The following is a 13785-nucleotide window of genomic DNA, read 5'->3' on the forward strand; positions in this document are numbered from 1 at the left end:
ATGCCGAACACCTCCGAAACAGCCCCCCGAGCGAGGAGTTGCGTGGCGTGACCGGAATGAAGCGCACCACCGAGAAGAACCTGATGGTCTTCAGTGGCCGGGCCTTCCCCGAGCTGTCGCACGAGGTCGCCGACCTCCTCGAGTGCGGGCTCGTCCCGCAGGACGCACGAGCCTTCGCCAACGGTGAGCTCTACGTCCGCTACGAGGAGTCGGTGCGCGGGTGCGACGCCTTCGTCATCCAGAGCCACACGGCTCCGATCAACGAGTGGGTGATGGAGCACCTGATCATGGTCGACGCCCTCAAGCGCGCGTCGGCCAAGCGGATCACCGTCGTCATGCCGTTCTACGGCTATGCCCGCCAGGACAAGAAGCACCGCGGCCGCGAGCCGATCTCGGCGCGGCTGATGGCCGACCTGTTCAAGACCGCCGGAGCCGACCGGCTCATCACGGTCGACCTCCACGCCGACCAGATCCAGGGCTTCTTCGACGGCCCCGTCGACCACCTGATGGCGCTGCCGATCCTCACCGACTACGTCAAGCAGAAGTACGGCGACCAGCCGCTCGCCGTGGTCTCGCCGGACGCCGGCCGGATCAAGGTCGCCGAGCGCTGGTCGGCCCGCCTCGGTGGCGCACCGCTGGCCTTCATCCACAAGAGCCGTCGCATCGACGTGGCCAACGAGGTCGTCGCCAACCGCGTCGTCGGTGACGTGAGCGGCAAGATCTGCATCCTGACCGACGACATGATCGACACCGGCGGCACGATCGTGAAGGCGGCCGAGGCCTGCGTCGAGGCCGGTGCCGCGGGCGTGGTCATCGCCGCGACCCACCCGATCCTGTCCGACCCCGCCGTCGACCGGCTCAAGAACTCCTCCGCCATCGAGGTCGTGGTCACCAACACGCTCCCGATCCCCGCGGACAAGCAGTTCGACAAGCTCACGACGCTCTCGATCGCGCCCCTCATCGCCCGCGCCATCCGCGAGGTCTTCGAGGACGGCTCCGTCACCTCGATGTTCGACGGGCACGCCTGAGCCGATCCGGGTGCTGTGCACCCGAGTCTCCCGCTTCGGCACCCAGATCTGGGCCGACAAGCGGGGCGGTCACCGGATATCCGGTGACCGCCCTCGCTCAGAACGTCCGGTCGAGGTCGTCGAGCGAGTCGTTCCACGAGCGCGCAAGGACCGTGGGCACGTCCCCGGCCTCAAGGGCCGAGGCGACCGCGGCGCGGAGCTCGCGGCGTACGTCGACGCTGAGCGGCAGGGTCGGGAAGGCGTCGCCGATGACGTCCGACATGGCCTGGCCGGATCGGCGGGCGAGGTCGAGGCCGTCGGTGACGTAGCGCTGGAGGTAGGGCCGCAGCAGGTCGGCCTGCTCCCAGCCCCAGAAGCCCTCGCCGACGGCGTCGAACTCGTGGTTGCCGAGCTCGCCGCCCATCAGCCTGCCCCAGACCTCCTCCTTGGCCTCCGGCGTCGGGACCGCGGCCCGGGCGCGGAGCGCGGAGTGGTGGCCGGAGACCGACTTGTCGCGCTCGGACTCGGGGTCGATGTGCGAGGGGTCGCCGAGCTCGGCGAGCCGGTGCACGGCGGCCCAGCGCACGCTGGGGTCGACGTCGTCCTGGCCGAGCCAGCCGACGAGGAAGTCGCGGTCGGCGCTGAGCCGGGCGAGCACCCGGGAGGCGCCGGGCGCCAGGGCCGGGTCGCCACCATCGACCGCCCCTCGAGCGATGTCGGCGATCACGGCAAGGTGCCCGGCCACCTCGGACGGCGTCGAGTAGCGGCGCGCGATCAGCTGCAGGTTGCGCATCACGCCCTCGAAGACGACGGGGTGCGTCTCGGGCCGCAGGTGGCGGTCGGCGAGCGCGACCAGGTCGGCCACCGGGATCACGTGGGCCTCGGTCAGGTCGACGGCGGTCCACCAGAGCATCGCCCGGGTCAACGGGGACTCCACGGATGACAGGCCGGCCGTGATCGCGGCCCACGACTCGTCGTCGGGTCGGACCACGGCGAAGGTCTCGTCGCCGGAGCTCGGCACCACGACTCGTCCGGCGAAGGCGTCGAGCCGCACGGGCTCGTCCCCGACCAGCACGTCCTCGGTGCCGACGAGCGCCATCGCGTCGTCGTACGCCGACACGGTGATGCGGTGCGACCGCGAACCCTCGCGGGTCAGCACGGGCACGTCGCCCTCACGCGTGACGACGAGGGTGTCGAAGCCGGTCGTGCGCAGCCACGACTCGGCCCAGCCGCGGACGTCCTTGTCGGTGGCGGCGTCGAGGGAGTCGAGGAAGTCGGCGAGGTCGGCGTTGCCGAAGGCGTGGGCGGTGAGGTGCCGGTTCACCCCGGCGAGGAAGTCCTCCTCGCCGAGCCAGTGCCCGAGCTGGGCGAGCGCGGAGTTGCCCTTGGCGTAGGTGATCATGTCGAAGTTCGCGAAGGCGGTGTCGACGTCGACGATCTTGTCGGTGTCCTCCGCGATGGGGTGCGTCGATCGACGGCGGTCGGCGCGGTAGCCGGTCGGCTTGCGGGTGATGGCGGCCGAGGTCCAGGCATCGGTGTAGCCGGCCGCGATGCCCGCGACGTCGAACCCCATGAAGTCGGCGAAGGACTCGTTGAGCCATGAGTCCTCCCACCACCTCATCGTGACCAGGTCGCCGAACCACATGTGCGCCATCTCGTGCGCGATGGTGGAGGCGACCCACTCCTTCTCCAGCTCGGTCGGCGTGCCGGGGGAGAGGAAGGAGTCGCGGAAGACGACGCAGCCGGGGAACTCCATGGCGCCCCAGTTGAGGCCGGGTGCGAAGACCTGCTGGTAGTCGGCGTAGGGGTACTCCGGCTCGAAGACGGTCGTGTAGTGCTGGAAGCACGCGCTGGTGATCCGCCTGAGCTCGTCGGCGTCGCGGCGCAGCTCGCGCTCCTGCGACGCGCGGGCGTGCCAGCCGAACGGCAGCGTGCCGCCGGGCGCCGGGGCGTAGGGCTCGTCCCAAGTGACCGAGACCCACGGCCCGCCCTGGACGGTGAAGAGGTACGTCGAGAACGGCGGCGTCGTCGCGAAGCGCCAGGTGTCGCCGTCGCGGGACTCCAGGGCGCCGTTGGCCAGGACCGTCCAGTGCGACGGAGCGGTGACCGACACGGAGAAGGTGGACTTGATGTCGGGCTGGTCGAAGCAGGGGATCACCTTCTGGGTGATGTCCATCGACGTGTGCGCCGACAGGTAGCGCTCGCCGTCGGCCGGGTCGATCGTCTCGGTCATGCCGTCGCCGTCGTGGACGTACGGCATCCGCGCGGTGACCCGGACCGTGTTGGTCGCGCCGAGGCCGGCCAGCGCGATGCGCCCGTCGGCGTACGGCGCCGGCTGTCCGTCGAGGGTGACGTCCGAGCCGCCGTTGAGCTCGAGGAACGACGTCGCTCCCGGCTGGGTGCAGCCGAAGGAGATCGTCGCCTCGACGAGGAAGTCGTCGGTCGAGGTGAGGTCGAGGTGGACCTCGGTGTGGACGTCGGTCAGCAGGGTGGCGCGCTCGCGCGCCTCGGGGAGCATCAGGGGCACCCGGCCACCCTAGGGGCCCGGTGTCGGGCCGCGCGCCCGGGATTCGACCCGGGGCCGTCGCCGGGTCTAGGGTTTCCGGGTTGCCTCGGCGAGGGAGCTCAGACGTACGACTGGGACTCCGTGATCGACGGGCCGGTCAGATCCACTGCGCCGCGCTCACGATCCGGAGCGCGGCGTTCGTCGTCTCCGGAGCGCCGGGCCCACCGACCAGGGCTCGAGAGGGCCCGAGAAGACCACCCCACCGACAGATGGAGAACCCCATGTCTGCCCCCGAGAAGATCGTCGCCGAGTCCCGCACCGAGTTCGGCAAGGGCGCGGCCCGCCGGATCCGCCGCGACAACAAGATCCCCGCCGTCGTCTACGGCCACGGCAACGAGCCGGTCCACGTGATCCTGCCCGGCCACCAGACGATGATGGCCCTCAAGCACGGCGGCGCCAACGCGCTCCTCGCGCTCGACATCGAGGGCTCCGAGCAGCTCGCGCTGACCAAGGACATCCAGGTCGACCCGATCCGCCGCGTCATCGAGCACCTCGACTTCGTCGCCGTCGTCCGCGGCGAGAAGGTCACCGTCGACGTCCCGATCCACGTCACCGGCGACGCCGCCCCCGACACCCTGGTCGTCACCGAGAACACCGTGGTCTCCGTCGAGGCCGAGGCCACCCACATCCCCGAGTTCTTCGAGGTCTCCGTCGAGGGCGCTGCCATCGGCACCCAGATCCTCGCCAAGGACCTCGACCTCCCGTCGGGCACCACGCTGCTCGCCGACGAGGAGCTGCTCATCGTCAACGTGACCGAGCAGATCTCCGCCGAGGCCCTCGAGGCCGAGCTGGAGGAGGCCGAGGCCGAGGCCGGCATCGAGCACGACCCGTCCGACGACGAGATCGCCGAGGCCCAGGAAGAAGCCATCGCCGAGGACGCTGCCGAGGGCACCGACTCCGAGTGATCCACCGGCATCCCGTGGTGGCCTGTCCACCACGGGATGCCGCTAGATGGGCACTTCCCCCGGTCAGCCGACCGAGGGAAGTGCCCATTCGTCTGCATCCCGTGGTGGACAGGCGGTACGACGACGTGGCGCCGGCGCCGATGGAAGGATGAGGACGTGAGCGAGCAGGTCAGCGAGACGAGCGACGTGTGGCTGGTCGTCGGCCTCGGCAACCCCGGTCCGTCCTACGCCGGCCACCGCCACAACATCGGCTACCTGGTCACCGACGAGCTGGCCTCGCGGATGGGCTCGCCCTTCCGGTCGCACAAGTCGGGCCGCGCCGACGTCGTCGAGGGCCGGCTCTCCATCGGTGGACCGCGGGTCGTGCTCGCCCGAGGCCGGGGCTACATGAACGAGTCCGGCGGCCCGGTGAAGGCCCTCGCCACCTTCTACAAGGTCGCGCCCGACCACGTCATCGCGATCCACGACGAGCTCGACATCGCCTTCGGCACGCTGCGGGTCAAGCTCGGCGGCGGCGACAACGGCCACAACGGCCTCAAGTCGATGCGCTCCTCGCTCGGCACCGGCGACTTCCACCGGGTCCGCGCCGGCATCGGCCGACCGCCCGGTCGCCAGGACGTCGCCGACTTCGTGCTGTCCAACTACTCCACCGTCGAGCGCAAGGAGCTGCCGTTCCAGGTCGCCGACGCCGCCGACGCGATCGAGTCGCTGATCACCGACGGCCTCGAGAAGACCCAGCAGCGCTTCAACTCCTGACCCTGCGCACCGGTGTCCCTCATCTGGGGCATGAGCCGGAGGCCGTCGCCCCCTAGCGTCGAGAGGTCGGCGAGGTGCCGGCGAGGGGGAAGGACACGATGGCGACGAGCAGCGCGAGCCCGCGCGGTACGACCGGTCCGGGGACCATCAGGATCCCCGCGCCCCGGCGCGCCTCGGACCCGCCGCTCGCGCCCGAGCCGCCGACCCGGCGCAGACGGAGCGTCGTACGCCGACTGGCGTGGGTCGTGGCCGTCCTGGTGCTCGTCGTCGCGCTCGCGGGGATCCTCGCCAACGCCGTCGTCGTGGGCCGCCTCGAGCGGATCGACGGCGCCTTCGCCGGACTGACCGACCGACCGCCGGAGGCCGCGGGCCGGACCTTCCTCATGGTCGGCACGCGCCCCGGCGCCGCGGGTCCCGACGTGCCATGGCTCGACGGCGACCAGTCGGTCGAGGCCGTGATGCTCGTCGAGGTCGCGGCCGACGGCCTGTCCGCGCGGGTCGACACGCTGCCCGCGAGCAGCGGCGTGCGGGCGACGGCGGCCGACGAGCGGCCCAGCGCCACCGTGGCGGCAGTGGAGGCCTGGTCGGGCCGGCGGGTCGACCACCTGATCGCCGTCGACTGGGACACCTTCGCCCGCCTGGCCGCGACCAACGGCGCCGACCCGGCGTACGTCTACGGCTCCGGGCCGGAGGTGCAGCACGAGTACCTCCAGCAGGCCATGGAGGCCACGCTCCACCAGGAGCTGCGCAAGCGACCCCTCGACCTCTACCGCGCCCTGAGCACCACCGTCGACGGCACGGCCGTCGACGACGGCTGGTCCGTCCTGGAGATGGACCTGCTCGTCCTCGGGCTGCGCAACCTGCGCTCGCTGGACATCACCTACGCCATGGCCCAGCCCGGCTGACGACTCCAGGTCGGCACCGCACTCCCCAATTTCGGCGAAAGCACCCGACGAGCCCCCACTCGGGGCCCCGCGGTCCACAGGATCTGACTGTGCGCGGGACGTGGGGTCCGGCGCACGCGACTTGGGGGAGTTGAGATGGCAGTTGCCAGCGTCATCATCCCGGCGCACAACGAGGCAGCCTCGATCGGCCGCAACCTCCGTGCGCTGCGGGAGGGCACGACCGCTGACGACCTCGACGTCGTCGTGGTCTGCAACGGCTGCACCGACAGCACCGCCGACGTCGCCCGCAGCGCCGACCCGTTCGCGCGGGTCATCGAGATCCAGCAGCCGTCCAAGGCCGAGGCCGTCCGGGTCGGCAACGCCGCCACCGACGTCTTCCCGCGGATCCACCTCGACGCCGACATCCAGCTGAGCGGCGCCGACGCGCTCCAGCTGCTCGAGCCGATCACCCGCGAGCAGGTCCTGGCGACCGCGCCGCGGCGCGACGTGCCGAAGGCCGGCTGCTCACCGCTGGTGCGCTGGTACTACGACGTCTGGGAGGCGCTCCCGCAGGTCGAGGCCGGGCTCTTCGGACGCGGCGTCGTCGTCCTCTCCGAGCAGGGCCAGGCCCGCGTCACCGCGCTGCCGCGGATGATGAGCGACGACCTCGGCATGTCCGACTCCTTCAGCGGCGACGAGCGCCGCATCGTCCCCGGCGCGGTCGCGGTCGTGCACCCGCCGCGCACCGTGCGCGACCTGGTCCGCCGCCGGATCCGCATCGTGACGGGCAACGCGCAGGCCGCGCAGCTCGGCGTACGCCGTCCCGCCTCCCGCACCGGCGCCCGCTCCCTGCTCGGCCTGGCGGTCAGCCGCCCCGGCCTGGCACTCCGACTCCCGGTGTTCGTGGCCATCCACGTCGCCTCCCAGCTCGGCGCCCGCAAGGCGCTGAGGGCTGGGGACTTCACCACGTGGCAACGAGACGAAAGCTCACGCTCATGACCCTGTCCAGCGCGAGGCCCCACTCGGGCGCCCGCACCATCGTCGCGCCGACGGCGACCGTCGAGGACGGCGCTCGCGTCGGCCCCGGCGCCCAGGTCTGGGACCAGGCCGTCGTCCGGTCCGGCGCCCAGGTCGGCGCCGACACGATCCTGGGTCGCGGGGTCTACATCGGCCCCGGTGCCCGCCTCGGCGAGCGCTGCAAGGTGCAGAACCAGGCCCTCGTCTACGAGCCCGCGGTGCTCGGCAACGGCGTCTTCATCGGTCCCGCCGTGGTGCTGACCAATGACACCTACCCCCGCGCCGTGACGCCGGACGGGCGCCGCAAGGGCGCCGAGGACTGGGAGGCGGTCGGCGTGACGATCGAGGAGGGCGCTGCTGTCGGCGCCCGCGCCGTGTGCGTCGCACCGGTGCGCATCGGCCGCTGGGCGAGCGTCGGTGCCGGGTCGGTGGTGACCCGTGACGTGCCCGACCACGCCCTCGTGGTGGGCACCCCCGCACGACAGGTCGGGTGGGTCGGACGCAGCGGAGTGCCGCTGGTGTCCGACAACCGCGACCGGTGGATCTGCCCGGTCTCGGGCGAGGTCTACGTGGAGATCGACGGACGACTGGAGGAAGCACGATGAGCACCACCCCGCACCAGCCCATGGGGATCGCCGTGATCGGCGCCGGCTACTGGGGACCCAACCTGGTCCGCAACTTCGCTGGCTCGCCCGACTGGGACCTCAAGCTGGTCTGCGACCTCGACCTGGACCGGGCCCGCAAGGTCGCCGGCCCGCACGTCGGGGTCACCGACAGCCTCGAGCGGGTCCTCGACGACCCGGAGATCCAGGCCGTCGCGATCGCCACCCCGGCGCGCACGCACCACGGTCTCGCGCTGCAGGCCCTCCGCGCCGGCAAGCACGTGGTCGTCGAGAAGCCGCTGGCCGACAGCGTCGCCCGCGGCCGCGAGATGGTCGACCTGGCCGAGGCGCAGGGCCTGGTCCTGATGACCGACCACACGTTCTGCTACACGCCCGTCGTGCAGAAGATGCGCGACCTCGTGCAGAGCGGCGAGCTCGGCCAGATCCACTTCATCGACTCGGTGCGGATCAACCTCGGCCTCGTGCAGCCCGACATCGACGTGCTGTGGGACCTCGCGCCCCACGACCTCGCGATCCTCGACCACGTCCTGCCGGGCGGGCTGCCGAGCACCGGCATCGGCGCGACGGGTGCCGACCCGATCGGCGCGGGTCGCGCGTGCGTGGGCCACCTGACGCTCCCGCTGCCCGACGACGGCCTCGCGCACGTCCACGTCAACTGGCTCAGCCCGACCAAGATCCGCCAGATGGTGATCGGCGGGTCGCGTCGCACCCTGCTGTGGGACGACCTCAACCCGCAGCAGCGGCTGAGCGTCTTCGACCGCGGCGTCGACCTGGCCCGTACGTCGGTGGGCGGGGAGGACCCGACCGCCTCGCGCGTCTCCTACCGGCTCGGCGACACCTGGTCGCCGGCGCTGCCCGAGCGTGAGGCGCTCGGCGCGATGGTGACCGAGTTCGCCGCCGCGATCCGCGAGGGACGCCCGGCACTGACCGACGGTCGCGCCGGACTCCGGGTCCTCGAGGTGCTCGAGCAGGCCTCGCACCGGCTCGCCGAGCAGGCCGGGACGACGTACGCCGACGGGGTGATGGTGCCCGCCGGACCACCGCCGGTGCCGCAGCAGGCCGCCGCCTCGTCGGTCCTGGAGGGAGTCCGATGACCGCGCTCCAGGGGGCGACCGCCCTCGTCACGGGAGGCGCCGGGACCATCGGCTCCACGCTCGTCGACCAGCTCTTCGACGCCGGCGCCGCCGAGGTCCGGGTGCTCGACAACCTGGTCCGCGGCCGTGAGGCCAACCTCGCGCAGTCCATCGACCGCAGCGGCTTCTCGCTCGTGCGCGGCGACATCCGCGACCGCGACCTGGTCCACGACCTGACGAAGGGGTGCGACCTGGTCTTCCACCAGGCCGCCATCCGGATCACCCAATGCGCGGAGGAGCCGCGGCTCGCGCTCGAGGTGCTCGTCGACGGCTCGTTCAACGTGATCGAGGCCGCCGCCGCGACGCCCGGTGTCGACAAGATCGTCGCCGCCTCGTCGGCCTCCGTCTACGGCCTGGCCGAGGAGTTCCCGACGCCCGAGGTGCAGCACCCCTACGCCAACGACACGTTCTACGGGGCCGCCAAGACCTTCAACGAGGGCATGCTCAAGAGCTTCCGGGCGATGCAGGGGCTCGACTACGTCGCGCTGCGCTACTTCAACGTCTACGGCCCGCGGATGGACGTCCACGGCCTCTACACCGAGGTGCTGGTGCGCTGGATGGAGCGCATCGACGACGGCCTGCCGCCGCTGATCTTCGGCGACGGTCGACAGACGATGGACTTCGTCTTCACCACCGACATCGCCCAGGCCAACGTGCTCGCGGCGTCGTCGTCGGTCGTCGAGGGGGTCTACAACATCGCTCGCGGCGAGGAGACCAGTCTCCTCGGTCTGGCCGAGACGCTGCTGAAGGTCATGGGCTCGGACCTGCCGGTCGAGCACGGGCCCGAGCGCGGGGTGAACGGCGTAGTCCGCCGCCTGGCCGACACGTGCGCGGCCGAGCGTGACCTCGGTTTCGTCGCCGCGACGGGTCTCGAGGACGGCCTCCGCGACCTCGTCGAGTGGTGGCGCCCGCAGCGCGAGGAGATCGCCGCCGGTCGCACCCCGCAGGCGGTGGCGTCATGAGCCTCGACCAGCAGCTCACCCGCATCAACGTGATGCAGCCGTGGCTCGGCGAGGAGGAGGTCGCCGCGGTCTCAGAGGTGCTCCGCTCCGGCTGGGTCGCCCAGGGTCCGCGGGTCGCCGCCTTCGAGGAGGCCTTCGCCGCCTCCCAGCAGGCGGCCCACGCGATCGCGGTGAGCAACTGCACCACGGCCCTCCACCTCGCGCTCGTCGTCACGGGCATCGGCCCCGGCGACGAGGTCGTGGTCCCGTCGTTCTCGTTCGTCGCGACCGCCAACGCCCCGACCTACGTCGGCGCCACGCCCGTCTTCGCCGACGTCGACGAGACGACCGGCAACCTCACCCCCGCCACGATCGCCACGGTGGTCACCCCGCGGACGCGCGCGGTGATCGCTGTGGACCAGGGCGGCGTCCCGCTCGACCTCCGCGCCATCCGCGCCTGGTGCGACCCGCGCGGCATCGTCGTGATCGAGGACGCCGCCTGCGCCGCGGGCTCGACCTCGCACGGGCGCCCGGTCGGTGCCGAGGCCGAGATCGCCGCCTGGTCCTTCCACCCGCGCAAGCTCCTCACCACCGGTGAGGGCGGCATGCTCACCACCTCCCGTCCTGAGTGGGCGGCCCGCGCGAAGCAGCTGCGCGAGCACGCGATGAGCGTCTCGGCCGCCGATCGGCACGCGTCGGTCCTCGCGCCGCCGGAGTCCTACGCCGAGGTCGGCTTCAACTACCGGATGACCGACCTGCAGGCCGCCGTCGGCATCGTCCAGCTCGGCCGGCTCCCGGAGATGGTCGCCCGTCGCCGCGCGCTCGCAGCGACGTACGCCGACGCGGTGGCCGAGCTGCCCGGGCTGCGGATGGTCGGCGACCCCGCCTGGGGCACCACCAACTTCCAGTCGTGCTGGCTCGAGGTGCTCCCCGAGCACCCGCTCGACCGCGAGGAGCTGATGATGCACCTCGCCGACGCCGGGATCTCCGCGCGTCGCGGGATCATGGCGGCCCACCGCCAGCCCGCTCACCGCGACCGGTCGCACGTCCCGCTGCCGGTCACCGAGCGGCTCAACGACCAGACGCTGATCCTGCCGCTCTTCCACCAGATGACCGACGCCGAGCAGGCCCGGGTCTGCGACGCCCTCGCGACGGCGTGGCGACCGTGAGCGGCCTGCTGATGGTCGGCGCCAGCGGACTGGCGCGCGAGGCCACCGCCGTCGCGGTGCTGCTGCACCAGGACGGCCCGCTCGACATCGTCGACGACAACCCGGCGGTCTGGGGCACCCTGCACGGGCTCACCCCGGTCATCGGCTCGGTCGACCTGGTCACCCAGCTCGTGGACCACGGCGTGCTGCTCACCCTCGGCAAGGGCCGGCACCGCAGGCGGGTCGCCGTGCGCCTCGGCATGCTCGGCATGGACGCCTCGCGCTACCGCTCGATGATCCACCCGCGCGTGGTGCTGCCGGGCAGCTGCCACATCGGAGTGGGCTCGATCGCCCTCGACGGGGTGGTGCTCACCGCCGACGTCGAGGTCGGTGACCACGTCGTGCTGATGCCGCAGGTGACGCTCACGCACGGCTGCACCGTCCACGACTACGCCACGATCTGCGCCGGCGCCTCCCTCGGCGGCGACGTCGAGGTCGGCGAGGCGGCCTACATCGGCATGAACGCCTCGATCCGCGAGGGCGTCCACATCGGCGCCGGCGCCACCGTCGGCATGGGTGCCGTCGTGCTCCACGACGTCCCTGCCGGCGAGACCTGGGCCGGAGTGCCCGCCCGACCCATCCGCACAGGAGTCCTCACATGAGCAACGTCCCCTTCGTCGACCTCGCCTCGCAGCACGCCGAGGTCGCGGCCGAGGTCGAGGCCGGCATCGCCGCGGTCTTCGCGACGACGTCCTTCGTCGACGGCCCGCCGGTCGCCGACTTCGAGCACGCCTACTCCGAGTTCGTCGGCGTCGAGCACACCGTCGGCGTCGGCAACGGCACCGACGCGCTCGAGCTCGCCCTGCGCGCGGCCGGGGTCGGCCCCGGGGGCGAGGTCGTCCTCCCGGCCAACACCTTCATCGCCACGGCCGAGGCCGTCTCGCGGATCGGCGCCGTCCCGGTGCTGGTCGACTGCGACGACGAGCGGCTGCTCATCGACCCCGACCTGGTCGAGGCGGCGATCACCGACCGCACCCAGGCCGTGGTCGCGGTGCACCTGTTCGGGCAGCTCGCGCCGATGGCGCGGCTCAAGGAGGTCTGCGACGCCGCCGGCGTGCCCCTCGTCGAGGACGCCGCCCAGTCACAGGGAGCCCGCCTCGGCGGTCGCGGCTCGGGTGGCCTGGCGACGATCGGTGCGACCAGCTTCTACCCCGGCAAGAACCTCGGTGCCGCCGGCGACGCAGGGGCGGTGACCACCGACGACGCCGCGATCGCCTCGGAGGTCCGGCGGCTGCGCAACCACGGCTCGGCCGTGCGCTACGTCCACGACGTCATCGGCATGAACTCCCGCCTCGACACGATCCAGGCGGTCTACCTCCGTGCCAAGCTCGACCGGCTGGAGAAGTGGAACGAGCTGCGCGTGCGCGCCGCCGCCCGCTACGACCAGCTGCTCGCCGACGTCCCGGGCGTACGACGTCCGCTGCTCGGCGCCGACGGCCAGCACGTGTGGCACCTCTACGTCGTCCGCGTCGCCGACCGCGACCGGGTGCTCGCCGAGCTCAACGGCGCCGGCGTCGGCGCCGGCATCCACTACCCCTACCCGGTGCACCTCACCGGCGCCTACGCCCACCTCGGGCTGGGGCTCGGGACCGCCCCGGTGGCCGAGCGCGCGGCCGGCGAGATCCTCTCGCTGCCGATGCACCCGCACCTGACCGAGGCCATGCAGGACCGGGTCGTCGAGGTGCTGCGCAACGTCGTCGGGACCACGGACGGAGGGACCGCGAAGTGACCACCCTGCTCGTCGCCAACGACGGCGGCCACCTGATGCAGCTCCACACCCTGCGCCCGCGCCTCGGCGTCGGCACGGACGTCGTGTGGGTGACCGTGCGGACCCCGCAGACCGAGTCGATGCTCGCGGGGGAGCAGGTCCACTGGATGGAGCCGTGCCCGCCCCGCGACCTGCGAGCGGTCGCGCGCAACACCGTCGCGGCCCGCAAGCTGTTCCGCCTCCACGACGTGCACCTCGTCGTGAGCACCGGCGCCGCCCTGGCGCTGGCGGTGCTCCCGCAGGCACGGATGCGCGGCATCGAGACGGTCTACATCGAGAGCGCCACCCGCCGCGACGAGCCGTCGCTGTCGGGTCGCGCGATGGCCGCGATGCCGGGCATCAAGACCTTCAGCCAGTCCAGCGACCTCGACAAGGGCGCCTGGCACTACCTCGCCTCGCCCTGGGAGCTGTACGACGTCGCCCCGACCGACCCGCGTCCGGTGCGGTCGATGGTGGTCAGCCTCGGCACCCAGGAGGACTACGGGTTCCGCCGGCTGCTCGAGCGGCTGGTGCCGCTGGTGCCCGCCGGCGCGCAGGTGCTCTGGCAGACCGGCTGCACCGACACCAGCGGGCTCGGCATCGACGGGCGGGCAAAGGTGCCGTCCGAGGAGATGCGCCAGGCGATCAGCGAGGCCGACGTCGTCGTCGCGCACGCCGGCACCGGCATCGCGCTGATGGCCCTGGAGAACGGCAAGTTCCCGATCCTCGTGCCCCGCCGGGCCAAGCACGGCGAGCACGTCGACGACCACCAGCTCACGATCGCGCTCGACCTGGCGCTGCGTGACCTGTGCATCTCGCGCGACGCCGACAGCCTCAAGGGCCGTGACCTGGCCTCGGCTGCCGCGCACCGGGTCAGCAAGGTCGTCGACCCGCCGCCGCTGCACATCAGCGGCGTACGGATCCCGCGCCAGCGCGGTGCCGCCGCGGTCGCTGCGGCCGCCACCGCGGCGACCGTCGTCCACGGGTGAGGCCCACAC

The 13785-nt window shown here is 72.3% G+C and carries 13 protein-coding genes; 12 read left to right on the forward strand and 1 reads right to left on the reverse strand.

The genetic code is table 11. From position 1 onward, the window contains the following. Positions 1-56: 56 nt before the first annotated feature. Complete coding sequence (locus EUA93_RS11315; protein WP_129401200.1) at positions 57-1028, forward strand: ribose-phosphate diphosphokinase; 972 nt, start codon at positions 57-59, stop codon at positions 1026-1028. 97 nt (positions 1029-1125) lie between these two features. On the opposite strand, the gene pepN is transcribed toward EUA93_RS11315, so the two are convergent. Continuing rightward, complete coding sequence (gene pepN, locus EUA93_RS11320) at positions 1126-3525, reverse strand: aminopeptidase N (RefSeq protein WP_242497437.1); 2400 nt, start codon at positions 3523-3525, stop codon at positions 1126-1128. A 269-nt stretch (positions 3526-3794) separates the two neighbouring features. Here pepN and EUA93_RS11325 point away from each other — a divergent pair, with 269 nt between their 5' ends. The 11 genes from EUA93_RS11325 to EUA93_RS11375 all read left to right on the forward strand — a co-directional run bounded on the left by EUA93_RS11325 (position 3795) and on the right by EUA93_RS11375 (position 13776). Continuing rightward, positions 3795-4478 (forward strand): 50S ribosomal protein L25/general stress protein Ctc, encoded by a 684-nt coding sequence (locus tag EUA93_RS11325; RefSeq protein ID WP_129400232.1) that lies wholly within the window; start codon positions 3795-3797, stop codon positions 4476-4478. A gap of 156 nt (positions 4479-4634) precedes the next feature. Further along, positions 4635-5234 carry an aminoacyl-tRNA hydrolase gene (gene pth / locus EUA93_RS11330; protein WP_242497327.1) on the forward strand — a complete coding sequence of 200 codons (600 nt, stop codon included), beginning with the start codon at positions 4635-4637 and terminating at the stop codon, positions 5232-5234. A 98-nt stretch (positions 5235-5332) separates the two neighbouring features. Beyond that, entirely contained in the window at positions 5333-6139 is an 807-nt protein-coding gene (locus EUA93_RS11335; RefSeq protein ID WP_129400234.1) for a hypothetical protein, read from the forward strand. Between the two features lie 135 nt (positions 6140-6274). Beyond that, entirely contained in the window at positions 6275-7117 is an 843-nt protein-coding gene (locus EUA93_RS11340) for a glycosyltransferase family 2 protein (protein ID WP_129400235.1), read from the forward strand. Then, the gene (locus tag EUA93_RS11345; protein WP_129400236.1) at positions 7114-7740 is read left to right on the forward strand and encodes an acyltransferase; all 627 of its coding nucleotides are present in this window, start codon (positions 7114-7116) and stop codon (positions 7738-7740) included. Before EUA93_RS11340 ends, EUA93_RS11345 begins: the two co-directional genes overlap by 4 nt. Next, on the forward strand, positions 7737-8852 hold the full coding sequence (locus EUA93_RS11350) for a Gfo/Idh/MocA family protein (protein ID WP_129400237.1): 1116 nt from the start codon (positions 7737-7739) through the stop codon (positions 8850-8852). The genes EUA93_RS11345 and EUA93_RS11350 overlap by 4 nt, the downstream gene beginning before the upstream one ends. Then, positions 8849-9853 carry an NAD-dependent epimerase/dehydratase family protein gene (locus EUA93_RS11355; RefSeq protein WP_129400238.1) on the forward strand — a complete coding sequence of 335 codons (1005 nt, stop codon included), beginning with the start codon at positions 8849-8851 and terminating at the stop codon, positions 9851-9853. Before EUA93_RS11350 ends, EUA93_RS11355 begins: the two co-directional genes overlap by 4 nt. Next, positions 9850-11001: a DegT/DnrJ/EryC1/StrS family aminotransferase gene (locus EUA93_RS11360; RefSeq protein WP_129400239.1), complete on the forward strand. Its 1152-nt coding sequence runs from the start codon at positions 9850-9852 to the stop codon at positions 10999-11001. The genes EUA93_RS11355 and EUA93_RS11360 overlap by 4 nt, the downstream gene beginning before the upstream one ends. After that, positions 10998-11642: an LbetaH domain-containing protein gene (locus EUA93_RS22040; protein WP_242497328.1), complete on the forward strand. Its 645-nt coding sequence runs from the start codon at positions 10998-11000 to the stop codon at positions 11640-11642. The genes EUA93_RS11360 and EUA93_RS22040 overlap by 4 nt, the downstream gene beginning before the upstream one ends. Beyond that, positions 11639-12769, forward strand: coding sequence for a DegT/DnrJ/EryC1/StrS family aminotransferase (locus tag EUA93_RS11370; RefSeq protein WP_129400240.1), 1131 nt, complete (start codon positions 11639-11641; stop codon positions 12767-12769). The genes EUA93_RS22040 and EUA93_RS11370 overlap by 4 nt, the downstream gene beginning before the upstream one ends. Continuing rightward, positions 12766-13776, forward strand: a complete 1011-nt coding sequence (locus tag EUA93_RS11375; RefSeq protein WP_129400241.1) for a glycosyltransferase — start codon at positions 12766-12768, stop codon at positions 13774-13776. The genes EUA93_RS11370 and EUA93_RS11375 overlap by 4 nt, the downstream gene beginning before the upstream one ends. The last annotated feature ends 9 nt before the right edge of the window (positions 13777-13785 follow it).

Origin of the sequence: Nocardioides oleivorans (assembly GCF_004137255.1) — a bacterium.
Classification (GTDB): domain Bacteria; phylum Actinomycetota; class Actinomycetes; order Propionibacteriales; family Nocardioidaceae; genus Nocardioides; species Nocardioides oleivorans.